This window comes from uncultured Jatrophihabitans sp. (assembly GCF_964246335.1).
In the GTDB taxonomy this organism is placed as follows: Bacteria; Actinomycetota; Actinomycetes; order Mycobacteriales; family Jatrophihabitantaceae; genus Jatrophihabitans.
The window spans coordinates 12668-29015 of sequence record NZ_CAXTQF010000044.1 but is presented as its reverse complement, the minus strand read 5'-3'; the positions used below and the strand labels follow the sequence as shown (position 1 = coordinate 29015).

Below are 16348 nucleotides of genomic sequence, written 5' to 3'. Positions count from 1 at the left end.
GCGTCGACGAAGGAGACGACGTCGACGGAGCAGCACTCTTGGGTGCTGAGGTGGTAGCTGGCTGAGGCACATGGCGCTTGTTCGGTGCTCGCGGAGTGCTGCTCGTACAGGCGCCGACAAGAAACAGCGCGGCGACTACGCTGACGACCGCCCCTGGAGCAAGGCTGGGCCGGATGTGTCTCGCGCTGAGCATCACCGCGACCCTAGACCGCCGAATGCTCGACGACGTAGCGATACCAACTAGCTGTGAGCTACTCCGCGTCCGGGCGGCGGCCCGGCGGCGTGCGGGGGCGACCGATTTGACGATCCCGCAAAATTGACCACGTGACCGAGCAGGAGGACGTCGAGGCGCAGCCCGACCTTTACCTGGAACAGCTGCAGGAGAAGGTCGGCCCCCGTCGCTGGGCAGGCGTCGGGCCGGTGGTCAGCGCGTTCCGGATGCTCGGTCAGGTCGGTCGGTTCCGGCTGTTCGCGCTGGCCGGGGCGCAGGTTTTGGTAGCCGGACTGGGCGCTGTGCAGGTTTTGCTGGTCAAGCAGGTTCTGCAGACCATCGTCGGCGCCGGCCAGCACGACGTCGTCGGCCGGGTGCTGCCGTATCTGCTCGTGCTGATCGCGATCAGCACGGTCACCGGCGCGGTCGGCGTGGTGCAGAACCAGACGCAGGTGGTGCTCAGCGAGCTGGTCGTACGCGCGACCTGGCACCGGGTGCTCGCCGTGGCCGCCGGTGTCCCGCTGCTCGCCTACGAACGTCCGGCGTTCTACGACCGGCTGCATCGCATCATCGGCAACACGTTGAGCAAGCCGCTGCTCGTCGTCCAAGGAGCTATCTCACTCGCATCCGGCCTGTTCGGCATGGCAGGACTCATGATCGTCATTCTCGTGGTCTCGCCGCTGCTGTTGCCGATCCTGTTCCTCGCGGTCGTACCGCTGTACCTCATCGCACGCGTCGGCGGGCGGATCGATTACGAATTCGCTGTCGCGCAGACGCCGAACCTGCGCCTTCGGTACGCGCTGACCGATCTGCTCACCAGGCGCGAATCGGCGGGCGAGGTCCGCGCCTTCCGCCTCGCCGGCCTGGTGCGGCGCCGTTACGCAGCGCTCTACGTCGAGTACCTCGACGCGTTGCGCGCCAAGAGTCGTCGTCGAGTTCGATTGGCGCTCGCGTCCGGTGCGGCGACGTTCGTGGTCAGTGCCGGCGCGGCGTCCCTGTTGCTCTACCTGGTGCACCGCGGGTCCGTGTCGATCGCGGCGGCCGGCGCCGTTGCGGTCGCGGTGGTCCTGCTCGCCGGCCGGATCGAGCAGACCTTCGCCGGTGTCAGCCGGATCATGGATTCGGCGCTGTTCATCGCCGAGCTGGACGACTTCTCGGCGGCCGCCGGGCAGCCGCCGAGCGATGTCGACACCCCGGGCCCAGCCAGCACGCCGATCGACTTTCGGCACATCGAGCTGGACAACGTCTCGTTCCGTTACCCCGGAGCACAAGTTGCTGCAGTGTCCGGAGTCAGCGCCACCATCCCGCGGGGCAAGGTCATCGCCCTGGTCGGCGAGAACGGGTCGGGCAAGACCACGCTCAGCAAGATTCTCGCCGGCCTGTACCCGCCCACGGACGGGGCGATCCGGTGGGACGGTCTCGACATGTCGACACTGGATGAAGATCGCATCGCGCGATCGGTCGCCATCGTATTCCAGGACTTCGTCCGCTACGAGATGTCCCTCGCCGACAACGTCGGCGTCGGCAGCCCGGATCGCATCGAGGACAAAGACGCAGTGCGTAGGGCCGCCGACGCGGCGGGCCTGACCACCATCTCGACGAAGCTGCCGCGTGGCCTCGACACGTTCATGTCGGCACGATTCCCCAACGGCGCGGACCTGTCCGTCGGTCAGTGGCAACGAGTCGCACTTGCCCGCGCGCTGTTCCGGGACGCGCCGCTTGTGATCATGGACGAGCCGACCGCCGCCCTCGACGCCCGCAGCGAGGCCGCGCTGTTCGAGGTCATCGCCGAGTTGCGTCGCGACCGCACGGTCATTCTCGTGACGCACCGCTTCGCAACGACGAAGTCGGCCGACCACATCCTGGTCATGGACGGCGGCCGGGTCATCGAAGGCGGTGACCACAACGAATTGATGCGCCTGGACGGCGTCTACGCGGAGATGTTCACCCTGCAGTCCGCACCGTTCACCGAACAGCGCCGGCCGAAACCGATGCCGCGGGCAGCGGGCTGATCAGGAAGCGGAGTGCGTCCGGGCGCCCGCGACGAGCGCCACATAGTCGCGCGCCAGTGGGTCCACGGCGACCCCGTCGAATTCGAGCCAGGCATGAGCCTGCATGCTTCTGGCGGCCGAGCGAACCCCGAGACGCAGGGCGGGCGACCGGTAGCGCAATAGCCGGCCGGACACGAGGCACTCACGCAGACAAGGCCGTTCTCCGAACGAACGCCGGTAGAGCCGGTGCACTGCTCGGAGTACGAACACGTCGCGCGCGCTGAGGGACGGTTGCCGACACGTTCCCGGTCGCGGCGATGTGGCGTCGAGCCGGATCCCGGCGAGTTCGACGAGCTGATCGACCCGGCGCGTGCGGATCACGGCCTCGAAGCGGGCAGCCCAGTACACGATCGACAGACAAGCGCGGGCCCGCCACAAGACGGACCGCAAAAGTGCCGGCCAGGCCGATGCCTGGCCGGCCTTCGAACGGGCTACTACTGCCGGACCGGCCCGAAGCTGCCGACGACCGGCACGATGTTGGAGTAGACGTCCGGGGTGCTGCCCAGCTTGTTCCCAGGGCTGGGAGCTGGAGTGGCGGTGAGCTCCTCGACCGAGCCCAGGTCCGTGACCATTGGTGCCTCGTACATGCGTATCCCCCCTCAGTGCGCCGCGATCTGCGTCTGGCCCGCAGGCTACCACCTCACCCGGTGAGTCGGCAGGCCCGCCGCCGACGTCGATACCCCGGGGTGCTCGCGGGCGGGCGGTTACAGTTCGACCCGTGCGGGCCAGGGACGAGTGATGTTCGGCGCTTACGGCACCGCGCTGACAGGTCTGGGCAGCGAGCACCCCAGCCTGCCGGTCGCTCCTGCAACCTGGCCGACTTGGCAGATGGACTGGACTGATGCTCGCCCGAGCATCACCGAGGGTCTGACCATGCCCCTGCCTGACGGCGGGCGCCTCGCCTTGCACCCGGACGTGAGGCGTTGCGTCATCACGAACGCACAGCCCCCGTCCATCGACGCGATGGCGCATCCGTGGCTCGCCACGATCGGCGCGTCCATCGCCAACCTCCGCGGTAGCGAGTCATTCCACGCGGGCGGCGTCGTCATCGCCGGTCGAGCGTGGGTGATCCTGGGTGAGAAGCACGCGGGTAAGAGCACCACGCTGGCGATCCTGGGCGAACTCGGACACGTCATCACCTCGGACGACCTCGTGGTGGTGCACGGCGCCACCGTGCAGTCCGGACCCGCCTGCGTGGACCTGCGTGAGGAAGCTGCGACGGCTTTGTCGCTTGGTGAACAAGTCACGGTGATGCCCGGACGGGTCAGGTGGCGGGTGACGATGGCGCGACCGCCGGCCGAGGTTCCGCTGGCGGGTTTCGTCCGCCCCGCGTGGAGCGCGGATGAACGCTCGTCGGTCCGCAGCGTGCCCGCGGCCGACCGGCTGCAACTGCTGTTCCGCAGCCGGTCGGCATTGTGGCGCGACAACCGAGGGCTGCGGATGTTGCGGCTGGCGAGCCTGCCCATCTACGAATGGCGTCGCCCGCGCTCCCTCGCCGCTATCGCGGACGAAGCGCAGCAGCTCGCCGCCCGCCTGTCGGACGGTTAGCCGGACAGGGCCAGCTGGGCGACTTGCGCGAGCAGCGCGGTGTGCGCATGCGGCACGGGCTCGCGCCACTGGGAGCGAAGCTGCGTCAGGTCCAGGAGCGACGCCATGTGCGGGTCGGCCGCTATCACGTCGACCAGCTCGCCTGAGCGCACTCGGCGAAGACTCGACTCGGTCCACATCGCGTCCTCGAAGGACGCCTTGGTCTGGCGCAGCGGCACGTCGTCCGGAAGCAACTCACCGGCGAGCAGGCGGGTCGCGGCGACCCGGCCACCCAGCCCCCGCATGCCCCCATGGGCCATCGCCGCGCCTATCGCGCGCGGGTCGAGGAAGGGGTTGCGCATCGTCGTTGCGCGCGCCCGACCGATGAGCTCCTGCCCGCGCTGCAGGCCCACCATCGCCCGCATCCGTGGCAACGAGCGCACACCGCGCGCCCACCCGGTGACCGGAGCGGCGAATCCGTCCATGAGTTGCAGACCGAAGCGGCGCTGCGTTCGTTTGAGCAGCCACGGCAGGCGCGGCACCTGGCGCGCGCCCGCCCGCGCATAGACCGGCCTGGCCAGAAGTGAGACGGCGATGGCCGACGCGGTACGCGGTGTCAGCCGCTGCTCGCCGAGTCGGACGAAGGCGTGGTGCTGGGCGTAACTTCGGTCCAGCAGCTCGTCGCCACCGGCGCCGGTCAGCAGCACGCCACCCTCGGTGTGCTCGGCGATCAGGTCGTGGAAGTAGGCATTGGCCGGATAGAGCAGCCCATGGGCGGACAGTGTCCGCATCGCCACCGGCCCGAGGACGTCCAACTCCTCGCGGACCGGGATCCGGATCCAGTCCCGCAGACCGAGATGACGGACGACCAGCTCCTGCCACCAGGTCTCGTCCGCGGCGGCGGACCCCTCGACGCGCAGCGTGACCGGTACCGGATCGGGCTGGCCGAGACGCCGCGCCTCGTCGGTGGCCACAGCGAGGATCGCCGAGCTGTCCCGCCCTCCCGAGAAGCTGACGAAGGCCGGTCGGCCGGCGATGGCATCGCTGATCACGCCACGGAAGCCGGACGCGAAGTCAGCTACCGCTGATGCTTCGACATCGGGTCGGCTGTCGTCGAGTCCAGCCAGGTAGCCCGTCGCCAGGTCCATCGGGGTCAGCGGGTACGGGGCTCTCGCGGCCAGCGCCGACGGCAGTGTCATCCGGTCTCGAGCAACTTCCTCGTCTGCAGGCCGCTCACGAATGCGTCGACGTCGGCCACCGCCTTGTCCGGTGCGATGTCGTAGACGTCCACGAGCCGCTGGGCGAGGGCTTCGAGGGTGGAACCCTCGAGCAGCAGCGGCCAGAGGGTGACCCCGGTCGCGTTGATGTTCAGGTAACGCGACGACGCAACGTCGAGGCAGAGGATGGCGCCGTCGACCTCGTGCCACGCCAGGTCGTCAGCGCGCAGCCGGATCTTCGTCACCGCCGCATTCTAAGCGGCGACTTCACTCCGCGCGCGGCGGAGCTGACGGTTCAGTCGGTGCACCAGGATCAACGCACCTGGGAAGTGCGTGATGGCGGCTAGGACGGTGCGCAGCGGCGGTCGTTCAGTGGCCTCAGTGGTGAATAGCGAACGAACGCTGTGCCGACCGGATGGATGGGCTGTCATCCGTCCCGCGATCACCTTCGCTTCTTGCGGCGCTTCTCGTTCGAGAAGCAGCGACTCGAGTGAGGGGGTTTTCGGGAAGTCGAGGAATTCGGCAAGTGCGCGGCCGCGCACAGATCGACGTAGACCCAACGAGAAGCAGGCGCCGGCGTCGAGCTCCAGAGCAAGACCGGCGGCCGCGCGCCAGAGCGCTTCCGGAAGGGTCGTCAGCCCGACGTCGAGGTCGTCCTGCGCACGGCTGTCCGCACGACTTCGGGCCGCATGCAGGGCGAGCAGCATGGTCCGTGCCGTCTCGTTCAGGGTGGCGACGACCTGCCCGTGCAACGCGAAGTCGACGGCGTCGGCGCGCAGCCGCCGCCACGCATCGTCGGCCCGCGCGGCCGGGATACCCGCGATGCGGGTGTGCAGGTCGATGCTGCCCACGCCTGACGTCGGCGACCACGACGCCTCGTAGTCGGGGCGGTGAATGCCGAGCACACGTGCGTGATCATTACGAAAGTGCAGGCCGGTGAGCACTGCCCCGGCCGCCGCGTGCGAAGCGGGCGGTACCAGGATGTCGATGTCGCCGAAGCGCCGCGTCAACGCCCCGCCGTACAGCCAGCGGTTGGTGACGGGGCCCTTCATGACCAGTGCGTCGACGTCGTGGTCGCGAAACGCCGAAACCACGTTCAGCGCGAGCGCCTCGAGCCCGAGCAGATACGCGACATCGCCGGTGCCCATCGGCACATCGGTCGCGGCGTTCGCAACATCCCGAGCCACGGCGACATCATAGGAAGGTCGCTGCCAGCACGCCCGCGGCGTCGCGAGCGTCCGCGTAATGCAAGGTCCACGCCGATACCCCCCGCGCCACACCTGCCACTGTCCGGATCGAATCGACGGGCGAGCGGTAGTGGTTGAAGCTGTGTTCCAGCAGCTGGCCGGCAACGTGCTCGGGCGTCGTCGGCGTCAATCCCGCCGGGTGCGTGCCTTCCCGCACTGCCACGACCACCGCGGCAAGCTCACTCCGCGGCGGCCCGACGTGCCCCACCGAGTCGGGTGCGACGATCACTTCCCGGTCTGTGTCAGCCGCGCCCGCGCTCTCGCCCTCGACGACCGTCAGCCCCAAGCGGGCCAAGGTCCGACTGTCGACGCCGACCGCACGCGGGAAGAAGTCGACGGCACCGTCTGCGGGATCAACGGCCAACACCTCGTCGGAGAGATAACCGAAGCCGGCCTGCGTGAGCGCCAGAGCGAGATTGGACTTCCCGAGACCGCTGCGGCCCGGGAAGGCGATTGCGCCGGTCGGGCAATGCACCACCGCAGCGTGCACGCAGTACAGCGAGGTCTGATCGATCGCAGCGCCGGTGAAAGCCTGGAGCGTGGCGGCCCGATCGAGGGTGCCCAGCTCGGTGCCGCTCGAGCGCGGACTCGCTGCGAAGTGTGCGTAGTCCGCTGCCCAGCGGCTGTCCACGGTGATCGAAACACCGAGCGCGGACACCGTCGTCGACGTCACGGAGGTGGCCCGGCAGGCGCTTCCTCGAGGAACCCACGCTCGGCAAGGTCGTGCAGCACCCGCGCGACGTCCGGCCGGATCTGCGCGGCGTCGATCCCGTACGCGTCGGCGAGCACTCCCACCACGAGGTCCTCGTCGGCCGGCTCGGCGAGCACGCGCCAGACGGCGTGCGCAGTCTCGTTCAGCACGACGACGTCGTTCGTCTGCGGGCGCAGGACGCACACCCCGTCGCCGATCTCCTCCTCGACCAACGACTGCGCCCTCGCCCACGCCGGTGACATGGTGTGAGCGTAAACAAGAAGCAGCGTCACGATCTGCGACGGGCGTGACGCGTGTGTAGTATCCCCGCAGACGCAACGAGCGTCGCGCACGTAGTGAATCGGGGGGACTGTCGATGTCTTCGTCGACAGAAAAAGGTATAGATCGGCGCGCCTTCGTACGCCGAGCAACCATTGCCGGCGCGGCCGGTATCTGGATTCCGCCGGTGGTCGAGGCATTCGTCCTCACCCCAGCGCATGCGGCGACGCCCAGCGACGGAACGGGCGGCACGGGCGGCGGCTCCGGTACGGGTGGCGTGTCAACGCACAAGCCGACGGGCGGGGGTTCGGGCGTCGACGGCACCTCGTCCCATACGTCGTCCAGCGGCGTCGATGCTGCATCCGCCGGGCCGTCCGGATCAGGCACTGAATCGCTCGCCGCGACCGGACCCGACGTCCCCGTTGCGGGCGGCGTCATCGCCGGAACCGCAGCCGTGGTCCTCGGTGCGGCCGCAGTGGCTGCTGGGCGCAAGCGGGCGCCGAAGCCCACAGCGGAGTAGGCCTTACCCGGTCCGAGCGTGCTCGCGGATCCACGCGTGCATGGCGATTCCGGCAGCGACTCCGGCGTTGATCGAGCGCGTCGAGCCGAACTGCGCGATCGAGCAGGTCACGGTCGCGCTCGCGCGCGCCTCGTCGGAAAGTCCGCTGCCTTCCTGCCCGAACAGCAGCAACGCATTCTTCGGCAGGGTGAACGCCTCCAAGGGCTGCGCGCCGGGCAGATTGTCGATTGCCACGATGACGTAACCGTGCTCGTCGCCGTAGCTGCGCAGATCGGCTGCGGACGACACGTGACGCACATGCTGGTACCGGTCGGTGACCATCGCACCGCGCCGGTTCCAACGCCGGTTGCCGACGATGATCACCTCGTTGGCCAGGAACGCGTTCGCGGTGCGCACCACCGTGCCGATGTTCAGGTCGTGGCGCCAGTTCTCGATGGCGACGGCGAACGGATGCCGACGGGTGTCCAGGTCGGCGACGATCGCGTCGACGCGCCAATAACGGTAGGCGTCCACGACGTTGCGGCGGTCGCCGTCCCGCAGCAGGTCGGGGTCGAGCCGCGGGTCGTCCGGCCACGGCAACGGGTGCGGCCCTACGCCGACCGAATCCAGCGGCGGTTCGGTCACGTCCGGCCCGTTCGGTGTACGCGCTCAGACGCCGTACTCGGCGCGATAGGCGAGCATGGCGTCGAGATGCTCGCCGTGCTCGCCGGTTGAACGCACGAAGGCGATGATGTCGGCAAAGGTGATGATTGCGTGCACGCGCACGCCGTGGTCGCGCTCGATCTCCTGGATCGCCGACAATTCACCGCGGCCGCGCTCCTCGCGGTCGAGCGCCACGGCGATTCCGGCGAGCTCCGCACCCGCGTCGTCGATCAACGGCAGGACCTCGCGGATCGCGGTGCCGGCCGTGATCACATCGTCGATCAGCAGCACCCGGCCGGCGAGCGGCGAGCCGACGATGCTGCCGCCCTCGCCGTGGTCCTTCGCCTCCTTGCGGTTGAACGCCCACGGCACGTCATGGCCGAAGCGCTCGGCCAACTGCACGCTGGTCGCGGCAGCGATCGGGATGCCTTTGTACGCCGGCCCGAAGAGCACGTCGAAGTCCGCGCCGCTGCCGTTGATGGCCACCGCGTAGTACCGGCCGAGGGCGGCCAGCCGCGCGCCCGTGTTGAACAGCCCGGCGTTGAAGAAGTAGGGCGATACGCGGCCGGACTTGAGGGTGAACTCGCCGAAGCGCAGCACGCCGTGGCCGACGGCGAACTCCAAGAATTCGCGCTGGTACCCCTGCAGCTCACTCACAGCGCGCGGCGGGCCATGATTGCGCGCAGCAGCGGGCGCGGCATCGTGCGCGCGACGCCGGACAGCGTCTTGTACCGCCGCGACGGCACCGAGATCGGCTTGCCGGCGAAGGTGTCGTCGAGTCCCTCGCGCACCACGTCGACGGCGTCCAGCCACATGCGTTCTGGCACGTCGGACATGTCGGCGGCTGCGCGGTCGTGGAACTCGGTGTGCGTGAAACCCGGACACACCGCGGTGATCGTCACGCCGGTGCCCCGCAGCATCACCGACACCGCCTCGCTGAACGCCGTCACCCATGCCTTGCTCGCCGCGTACGTGGCGTTGCGGCCGCGCGGGATGAACCCGGCCACCGACGAGACGTTGAGGATGCGTCCCGAACCACGCGACTGCATCGCCTGCACCGCCGCGTGCGACAAGCGCAGCACGGCGCGCACGTTGAGGTCGAGCTGCTGCTCTTCGTGCTCGAGTGTCGCGACGCCGAACGGCTGGTAGGTGCCGATGCCCGCGTTGTTGACGAGCAGATCGATGTCGCCACGCTCGATACGTGTGGCGACGGCAGCGCAGCCGTCGTCGGTGGTCAGGTCGGCGGGCAGCACCTCGACGTCGACACTTCGTGCCAGTTCCTGCTGCGTGCTGTGCAGCCGCTCCTCGGTACGCGCGACGAGCACGAGGTCATGCCCGCGGCCGGCGAGCTGCCGGGCGAACTCCGCGCCGAGCCCGGAGGTGGCGCCGGTGACCAGCGCGGTCGGCACGGGTCAGGCCTCGGTGCGCCGGGACTTGCTCGCGGCCTTGGCTCTCGTGCGCGCGAGGTCGGCGCCCTTGGCGACGGCCTGGGCCTCGGCGGACCGTTTCTTCGAACGGGACCGGTCCGGGCCACTCGCGCTGACCCCAGCGGCGGCCGCCGGCTGCGCCTCTCGGGTGGCCGCGCCGCCACGCGATGCACCACCCGCGGCCGGCCGCGGCCCGAACAGACCGCCGCCCCCACCTGCCGGCCTGGGCCCGAAGAGCCCGCCACGCGCGGGGGCACCGGCCGGGCGGACCGGCTTGTTCTGGTTGAAGTAGGCCGCACTCGGGCGCAGCAGCACGGCCACGACGGCGACGACGAAGGCGACGGCAGACAGGAACGTCGGCAGCTTGAAGGCGAGCGGGCTGCTCGACCTGATCGCGAAGATGTAGTTCAGCGAGCACAGCGCGCCGGTGAAGCTCGACAGCACCCACAGGCCGAGCACTGCCCACCGGCTCCAGTAGCGACCGCGGTACGCGGCGAACGCCACGAATACAAGCGCGAGCACGAGCACCACACTGGCCGTCGCCTGCGACTTCGGCACGCTGTGCACCTGGTCGATGATCTGCTGGTGGGTCAGCGCCTTCTTGCCCTTTGCCGGGTGCTTGTTCGACTTCTCCGTCGAGGTGAGCAGCCAGCTGTGCAGGAAGAACAGGCTGATCGACGCCACCGCCACGCCCAGCGCGCTGACTACCAACGCGACGACGGCCAGCAGCACCTGCGTCGGCCGCGGAACCGGGGTTCCGGCCGGCTGGGTCGCCGTCGCTTGCTTCTTCGCCGCCGGCTTGGTGACCGAGACGGGCTCGGTGGCGTCACTGCCGGTATTCCGGCGGTTGCGCCCGGATGCAGACCTCGCGTCGCTCACCGCGGCAGTGTACGTGGGCACGCCGAGGTGGCGCCGGTCGAGCGCAGGCCCATTACAGTCGTGCGCAACGGCCGACGTGCCGGGTGACACGACCTGCGGAGGACCTGATGACGACGCCGTCCGCACCGTCCGCGGGAGACGGGCCGGACGACTCGGCCAAGGTCGATCTCAGCAAGCACGGTCCCGGCGACGCGGACCCGCCCTTCGACCCGTACCGCTTCGGCCGGCCCGAGCACCCGGTGCCGCCGGAGTTCGCACCGCCCGGCTACATCCCGGATCCACCGGCCGAGCCGCCGGCGAACCCGTACGGCACGGCAAACCCCTACGGACCGCCGCCGGGCCAGTACGGCGCGCCGCCAAACCCCTACGGCTCGCAACACCAGGCCCAGCCCTATCACCCGTACGGGCCGCCGCCGGGCCAGCAGCCGTATCCGGGCTACGGGTACGGCTACGGCGCTGCGCCGACGGGCACCAATGGCAAGGCGCTGACGGCGATGATCCTCGGCATCGCGTCCATCCCGTTGTTCTTCCTGACCTTCCTGGACCTCGCGCTCATCGTCCCCGCGCTCGTGTTCGGCATTCTGGGACTGCGTGAGTCGACGCGACGCAACGGCAAAGGCCGCGGTCAGGCGATCGCCGGCCTGGCGTGCATGGTCGTCGGCGCGATCGGGGCAACCGTATTCGCGGTGTGGGTTTTCGGCAGGGTCGGCGACTGTGAGCACTACCTGCGCGACGGCGACAACACCGGCTACCACCAGTGCGTGAACGACCGATTTAACTGATCAAAGGCTCGCGTGGCCTATATCGTCTGCGGCACACAGCGCGACGGACGTAAGAAACAGGTGGACGCGATGACGGACTGGCGCTCGGGCGAGGACTATCCGCAGGATCCGAACGCTCCGCAGCAGTACGCGCCGAACCCGTATGCGCAGGACCCGTACGGCCAGCAGCCGCAATCGTATGGACAGCAGCCCTACGGTCAACAGCCCCAGCCCTACGGCCAGCAGCCCTACGGTCAGCAGCCCCAGCCGTACGGCCAGCAGCCGTCGCCCTACGGGTACGGCGCGCCGGGCTACGGCTACCCGGGCGCCCCCGGCTACCCGCCGATCGACCCCGCAGACCGGCGGCCGGGCACGTTGTTGACCGCAGCGATCCTCGGGTACGTCACCGCGGGATTCTTGATCATTGCCAGCTTCTACTGCTTCATCGGCGCCTCGGCGCTGGAGAGCTTCAACGACGACTTCGGCGACAACGGCCACGGCTACACCGCGCAGCTCGTGCTCGCCGGCGTGGTGAACCTCGTCGCCGCCGGACTGCTGATCGCCGGTTCCGTCACGATGTCCGCGCGCAAACCCACCGGCCGGGTGATGTTCGCCGTCGGCTGCGCGCTGGTGATCGTCGCGTGCATCTACTGGATCGCCGTCTGGGCGACCAAGGACGGCCTGGGCGGCATCAGCGTCTTCGCCGTCCTGTTCGGCGGCCTGGTGATCGTCGGCGCAGCGCTGGCGTACACCGGCGCCGACAACCGCTGGCTCGCCGGCGCCCAGCGATAACCCGGCGCGTCAACGCGCCGCAACATTGGACGGCCCGCGTCTGAGAATGCGCGAATTCATGCGCACAGTCCACGCACGATCTACAGTGCCCGCGTGATGGCCAGGTTCATCGCGGCTGCCCATCGGCTGCGACCGTGGTTGCCCCATCCTCTGGCGCTGTGCCTGGCAGAGCTGCGCTTTCAATACAGCTGGCGACGTCCTGGCGGCAAAGCCCACTATGAGAATCAGATGGAACTTCTGATCGGCCAGACGAGCCGTGCGACCGAAGTAACAGCGTTGGCACGCAGGGCCGCGCGACTGCATTTTCGCTTGATCGAACTCCGCTGGCATCCGCGCCGCGCCAGCAGGCAGCAGCTCGTGCACAGTGACCGTCTCACCAGACGTGACACGTCGCGTGGCGCAGTCATCAGCTTCATGCACCACGGGCAATACTTCGGGATCTTTCCGGCAATTGCGCATCTCGACGTATCTATGGCTGTGGTGGTCATGAGCGACATGTTGGCGCCGGACGCCGCGCCAACGCATCGACAGCAGATCAAGCTCATCACGCGCGGAGGCGCTGAAATCATCGGCGCGACCGGCGAGGGCGCATTGCGTCGGATGATCAAAATTTTGCGCGGCGGAGGCGTCCTCGCTATCGCGAGCGACCTACCCGGTCGCACTGAGGTCACCTTCCTGGGTCGACGCCGCCTCGGCTCCTACGGAGCTGCCCGCCTGGCTGCACTGACCGACAGCGTCGTCTACCCGGTCACCTCGCACCGCGACCGTCGTGGACGCGTGTCAATGGCCGCTGAGCCACCGCTCGACTCGCGTGATTTCGCCGACCCGAAAGACTTGTTGCAGGCAATGATGCACGCGCACGAGCCGGCGATCCTGGCCTGGCCGGAGAGCTTCGAATCCGTCTTGGACCGGTGGGGAAACCCCACGACCTGAACGCGGTCGCGCACTCAGCCGGCGGCGAAGTTGAGCGCGAAGGCGAAGTGCAGCACCAACCAGACGACGCCGTCGAGCACCGCGAGGCCGAACGCGATGTAGGCGTTCTCCAGACTGCGTCCCGCATCGCGCGCTCGCTGGCCCGCCCGCGCGCCGAGCACTGCGGTGACCAGTGCGAGCAGCAGCCCGAACGTCACCAGACCCAGCAGCCCGCAGCCGATGGCGGCAACCGCCACCGGGTCGGCAGGCGGACGCGTCGGTCGGGCAGCGGCCGGTGGCCGGTCGTCCGGCGGCAAATTCTGCGGCGGGCCGCCCTCCGGCGGCAGATCCTCCGGCGGCCGACTCATGACACCAGTCTGGCGGGTGTACTACGGCCGTAATACACCCGGCAGTGGGGTGAGCGGTCAGCGGAGACGGGAGTGCCGTGCCCGCTGTCGTACTGCGTAAGACAACGGGCAGAGGAGAGGCAGGTTGCGGGCGTAGGCAGGCGTCCCGGCGACCGGCCGTCAACCGCCATTCGCACTCAGGCCGCGCCGGTGAGCGTCAGGCCGGTGCGGTCGGGCAGCGCGTCCACGACCACCTGCTGGCCGTCGCGGATCTCGCCGCCGAGCAGTTGCCGGGCCAGCACGTCACCGATCGCAGACTGCACCAGCCGGCGCAGCGGCCGCGCGCCGTAGAGCGGGTCGAAGCCGGTGATCGCCAGCCACTCGCTAGCCGCGTCGCTGACGTCGAGCGTCAACCGCCGCGCCGATAGCCGTTGCTGCAGTGCCGCGAGCTGGATGTCCACGATGCGCGTGAGGTCCTCGGTGGTCAGCGCATCGAAGATCACGATGTCGTCCAGCCGGTTGAGGAACTCGGGCTTGAAGTGGCTGCGCACCACCTCGAGCACGGCCTCGTGCTTGGCGTCCTCGGAAAGGTCAGTCATCAACGCCGCCGAACCGAGGTTCGACGTCAGGATCAACAGCGTGTTGCGGAAGTCGACGGTGCGGCCCTGGCCGTCGGTGAGCCGGCCGTCGTCGAGCACCGCGAGCAGGATGTCGAACACATCCGGGTGCGCCTTCTCGACCTCGTCGAGCAGCACCACCGTGTACGGCCGGCGGCGCACAGCCTCGGTCAGCTGACCGCCCTCCTCGTACCCGACGTAGCCGGGCGGGGCACCGACGAGCCGCGCGACGCTGTGCTTCTCCGAGTACTCGCTCATGTCGATGCGCACCATCGCGCGCTCGTCGTCGAACAGGAAGTCGGCGACGGCCTTCGCGAGCTCCGTCTTGCCCACTCCGGTGGGACCGAGGAAGAGGAACGAACCCTGCGGCCGGTCCGGGTCGGCGACGCCGGCCCGGGTGCGACGCACCGCGTCGGACACAGCCTGGATGGCGCGGCGCTGGCCGATGACCTTCTCGCCGAGCAGGTCCTCCATGCGCAGCAGCTTCGCCGTCTCGCCCTCGAGCAGCCGGCCGGCCGGGATGCCGGTCCACGCGGCCACGACGTCGGCGATGTCGTCGGCGGTGACCTCTTCCTTGACCAGGACGTCCTGTGCCGGTTCGGCGGCGCTGGCGACCTCGAGTTCCTTCTCGGCCGCGGGGATGTCGCCGTAGAGCAACCGGGACGCGGACTCGAAGTCGCCGTCACGCTGCGCGCGCTCGGCCTGCCCGCGCAGATCGTCGAGGCGCTTCTTCAGCTCGCCGACGCGGTTGAGGCCGGACTTCTCCCGCTCCCACCGCGCGTTCAGCGCGTCGAGTTGCTCGGACTGGTCGGCCATCTCGGCACGCAGCTTCGCGAGCCGTTCGATGGACGCGTCGTCCTTCTCGTTGACGAGCGCCATCTCCTCCATCTTGAGCCGGTCGACCGAGCGCTGCAGCACGTCGATCTCGACGGGCCGCGAGTCGATCTCCATTCTCAATCGACTCGCCGCTTCATCTACCAAGTCGATGGCCTTGTCCGGCAGGAAGCGTGACGTGATGTAGCGGTCGGACAGCGTGGCCGCGGCGACGAGCGCACCGTCGGCGATCTGCACCTCGTGGTGCGCCTCGTACTTCTGCGCGAGCCCGCGCAGGATCGCGATGGTGTCCTCGACGGACGGCTCGGACACGAGCACCTGCTGGAAGCGTCGCTCCAGCGCGGGGTCCTTCTCGATGCGCTCGCGGTACTCGTCGAGCGTCGTGGCGCCGACGAGGCGCAGCTCGCCGCGCGCGAGCATCGGCTTGAGCATGTTGCCCGCGTCCATGGCGCTCTCGCCGGTGGCGCCGGCGCCGACGACGGTGTGCAGCTCGTCGATGAAGGTGATCACCCGGCCACCGGAGTCCTTGATCTCGGCCAGCACCGCCTTGAGCCGCTCCTCGAACTCACCGCGGTACTTCGAGCCCGCGATCATCGCGCCCAGGTCTAGGGCGATGACCTTCGTGCCCTGCAGGCTGGACGGCACGTCCTTCTCGACGATGCGTTGTGCGAGCCCCTCGACGACGGCCGTCTTGCCCACGCCGGGCTCGCCGATGAGCACCGGGTTGTTCTTGGTCCGGCGGCTGAGCACCTGGATCACCCGCCGGATCTCGGCGTCGCGGCCGATCACCGGGTCGATCTTGCCTTCGGCCGCAGCCTCGGTGAGGTCGGTGCCGTACTTCTCCAGCGCCTGGAACGTGCCTTCCGGGTCCGCGGTGGTGACGTGCGCCGAGCCGCGCACCGACTCCAGCGCGCCGGCGAGCGCTTCCGGGGTGGCGCCGGAGCGACGCAGCACGTCGGCCACCGTGTTGCCAGCGCTGTCGGTCTGCGCCAGCGCGAGCAGCAGGTGCTCGGCGGACACGAAGTCGTCGGAGTGATCACGTGCCTGGCGCTCGGCGGCGCCGAGCACGGCGAGCATGCTGCGCGACGCTTGCGGCGCGGCGACGGACGAACCGGAAGCGGCAGGCAAGGCGTCCACGAGCCGCTGTACGTCCGCGCGCACCGCGTTCGGGTCGGCGCCGACGGCCTGCAGCAGCGGGCGGGTCAGCGTCTCGGTGTCGTCGAGCAGGCCGAGTGCCAGGTGGGCCGGTTCGAGCGCCGGGTTGCCGCGCTCGGCGGCGGTGCGGGCGGCAGTGTTCACCGCCTGCGCGCTGCGGGTGGTCATGTCCATGGGCGTCAGTTCACTCCAATGTGCGTGGGCCGGGAAGTCTTCACAGGAACAACGCCGGCAAAGTT

Annotated in this window: 18 protein-coding genes; 5 read left to right on the top strand and 13 right to left on the bottom strand. The window is 69.3% G+C overall.

Annotated features, from left to right (window positions below):
• Positions 1-324 precede the first annotated feature (324 nt).
• Positions 325-2223 (top strand): ABC transporter ATP-binding protein, encoded by a 1899-nt coding sequence (locus ACFFCN_RS13035; RefSeq protein WP_375492221.1) that lies wholly within the window; start codon positions 325-327, stop codon positions 2221-2223.
• Here ACFFCN_RS13035 and ACFFCN_RS13030 read toward each other — a convergent pair whose 3' ends face one another.
• Positions 2224-2640 (bottom strand): lasso peptide biosynthesis B2 protein, encoded by a 417-nt coding sequence (locus tag ACFFCN_RS13030; protein ID WP_375492220.1) that lies wholly within the window; start codon positions 2638-2640, stop codon positions 2224-2226.
• Positions 2641-2696: 56 nt separating this feature from the next.
• On the bottom strand, positions 2697-2849 hold the full coding sequence (locus tag ACFFCN_RS13025) for a lasso RiPP family leader peptide-containing protein (RefSeq protein WP_375492218.1): 153 nt from the start codon (positions 2847-2849) through the stop codon (positions 2697-2699).
• A 286-nt stretch (positions 2850-3135) separates the two neighbouring features.
• Between ACFFCN_RS13025 and ACFFCN_RS13020 the strand changes: the two genes are divergently transcribed.
• Positions 3136-3810, top strand: a complete 675-nt coding sequence (locus tag ACFFCN_RS13020) for a hypothetical protein (RefSeq protein ID WP_375492216.1) — start codon at positions 3136-3138, stop codon at positions 3808-3810.
• Here the strand turns inward: ACFFCN_RS13020 and ACFFCN_RS13015 are convergent.
• From ACFFCN_RS13015 to ACFFCN_RS12975, 9 genes are all read right to left on the bottom strand, one after another.
• Positions 3807-4988, bottom strand: a complete 1182-nt coding sequence (locus ACFFCN_RS13015) for an asparagine synthase-related protein (RefSeq protein ID WP_375492215.1) — start codon at positions 4986-4988, stop codon at positions 3807-3809. The two genes, ACFFCN_RS13020 and ACFFCN_RS13015, sit on opposite strands and share 4 nt — an antisense overlap.
• The gene (locus ACFFCN_RS13010; protein WP_375492214.1) at positions 4985-5251 is read right to left on the bottom strand and encodes a PqqD family protein; all 267 of its coding nucleotides are present in this window, start codon (positions 5249-5251) and stop codon (positions 4985-4987) included. Before ACFFCN_RS13010 ends, ACFFCN_RS13015 begins: the two co-directional genes overlap by 4 nt.
• Before the next feature lie 9 nt (positions 5252-5260).
• Positions 5261-6286, bottom strand: a complete 1026-nt coding sequence (locus ACFFCN_RS13005; protein WP_375492212.1) for a nucleotidyltransferase family protein — start codon at positions 6284-6286, stop codon at positions 5261-5263.
• On the bottom strand, positions 6201-6926 hold the full coding sequence (locus ACFFCN_RS13000) for a hypothetical protein (protein ID WP_375492210.1): 726 nt from the start codon (positions 6924-6926) through the stop codon (positions 6201-6203). The genes ACFFCN_RS13005 and ACFFCN_RS13000 overlap by 86 nt, the downstream gene beginning before the upstream one ends.
• Positions 6923-7207 carry a PqqD family protein gene (locus ACFFCN_RS12995; protein ID WP_375492209.1) on the bottom strand — a complete coding sequence of 95 codons (285 nt, stop codon included), beginning with the start codon at positions 7205-7207 and terminating at the stop codon, positions 6923-6925. The genes ACFFCN_RS13000 and ACFFCN_RS12995 overlap by 4 nt, the downstream gene beginning before the upstream one ends.
• A 539-nt stretch (positions 7208-7746) precedes the next feature.
• Positions 7747-8367, bottom strand: a complete 621-nt coding sequence (locus ACFFCN_RS12990; RefSeq protein WP_375492207.1) for a TrmH family RNA methyltransferase — start codon at positions 8365-8367, stop codon at positions 7747-7749.
• Between the two features lie 24 nt (positions 8368-8391).
• A complete protein-coding gene (gene pyrE / locus ACFFCN_RS12985) occupies positions 8392-9033 on the bottom strand; it encodes an orotate phosphoribosyltransferase (RefSeq protein ID WP_375492226.1) in 642 nt (213 codons plus the stop codon).
• 5 nt (positions 9034-9038) lie between these two features.
• Entirely contained in the window at positions 9039-9794 is a 756-nt protein-coding gene (locus ACFFCN_RS12980) for an SDR family NAD(P)-dependent oxidoreductase (protein ID WP_375492205.1), read from the bottom strand.
• 3 nt (positions 9795-9797) lie between these two features.
• Complete coding sequence (locus tag ACFFCN_RS12975; protein ID WP_375492203.1) at positions 9798-10691, bottom strand: hypothetical protein; 894 nt, start codon at positions 10689-10691, stop codon at positions 9798-9800.
• 107 nt (positions 10692-10798) lie between these two features.
• On the opposite strand from ACFFCN_RS12975, the gene ACFFCN_RS12970 reads away from it, so the two are divergent.
• From ACFFCN_RS12970 to ACFFCN_RS12960, 3 genes are all read left to right on the top strand, one after another.
• Positions 10799-11473, top strand: a complete 675-nt coding sequence (locus tag ACFFCN_RS12970; RefSeq protein ID WP_375492201.1) for a hypothetical protein — start codon at positions 10799-10801, stop codon at positions 11471-11473.
• Positions 11474-11542: 69 nt separating this feature from the next.
• Positions 11543-12244: a hypothetical protein gene (locus ACFFCN_RS12965; protein WP_375492199.1), complete on the top strand. Its 702-nt coding sequence runs from the start codon at positions 11543-11545 to the stop codon at positions 12242-12244.
• A 96-nt stretch (positions 12245-12340) separates the two neighbouring features.
• The gene (locus ACFFCN_RS12960; protein WP_375492224.1) at positions 12341-13177 is read left to right on the top strand and encodes a hypothetical protein; all 837 of its coding nucleotides are present in this window, start codon (positions 12341-12343) and stop codon (positions 13175-13177) included.
• A 14-nt stretch (positions 13178-13191) separates the two neighbouring features.
• Here the strand turns inward: ACFFCN_RS12960 and ACFFCN_RS12955 are convergent, their stop codons facing one another.
• Together ACFFCN_RS12955 and clpB are read right to left on the bottom strand one after the other, a co-directional pair.
• Positions 13192-13524: a hypothetical protein gene (locus ACFFCN_RS12955; RefSeq protein WP_375492198.1), complete on the bottom strand. Its 333-nt coding sequence runs from the start codon at positions 13522-13524 to the stop codon at positions 13192-13194.
• Positions 13525-13700: 176 nt separating this feature from the next.
• Entirely contained in the window at positions 13701-16283 is a 2583-nt protein-coding gene (gene clpB / locus ACFFCN_RS12950) for an ATP-dependent chaperone ClpB (RefSeq protein ID WP_375492196.1), read from the bottom strand.
• Between the last annotated feature and the right edge of the window lie 65 nt (positions 16284-16348).

Coding starts and splice junctions, on each gene's coding strand:
- ACFFCN_RS13025 (WP_375492218.1), bottom strand. CDS start 2,849: ATGTACGAGGCACCAATGGTCACGGACCTGGGCTCGGTCGAGGAGCTC.
- ACFFCN_RS13020 (WP_375492216.1), top strand. CDS start 3,136: ATGCCCCTGCCTGACGGCGGGCGCCTCGCCTTGCACCCGGACGTGAGG.
- ACFFCN_RS13015 (WP_375492215.1), bottom strand. CDS start 4,988: ATGACACTGCCGTCGGCGCTGGCCGCGAGAGCCCCGTACCCGCTGACC.
- ACFFCN_RS12995 (WP_375492209.1), bottom strand. CDS start 7,207: ATGTCACCGGCGTGGGCGAGGGCGCAGTCGTTGGTCGAGGAGGAGATC.
- ACFFCN_RS12970 (WP_375492201.1), top strand. CDS start 10,799: ATGACGACGCCGTCCGCACCGTCCGCGGGAGACGGGCCGGACGACTCG.
- ACFFCN_RS12965 (WP_375492199.1), top strand. CDS start 11,543: ATGACGGACTGGCGCTCGGGCGAGGACTATCCGCAGGATCCGAACGCT.
- ACFFCN_RS12960 (WP_375492224.1), top strand. CDS start 12,341: ATGGCCAGGTTCATCGCGGCTGCCCATCGGCTGCGACCGTGGTTGCCC.
- ACFFCN_RS12955 (WP_375492198.1), bottom strand. CDS start 13,524: ATGAGTCGGCCGCCGGAGGATCTGCCGCCGGAGGGCGGCCCGCCGCAG.
- clpB (WP_375492196.1), bottom strand. CDS start 16,283: ATGGACATGACCACCCGCAGCGCGCAGGCGGTGAACACTGCCGCCCGC.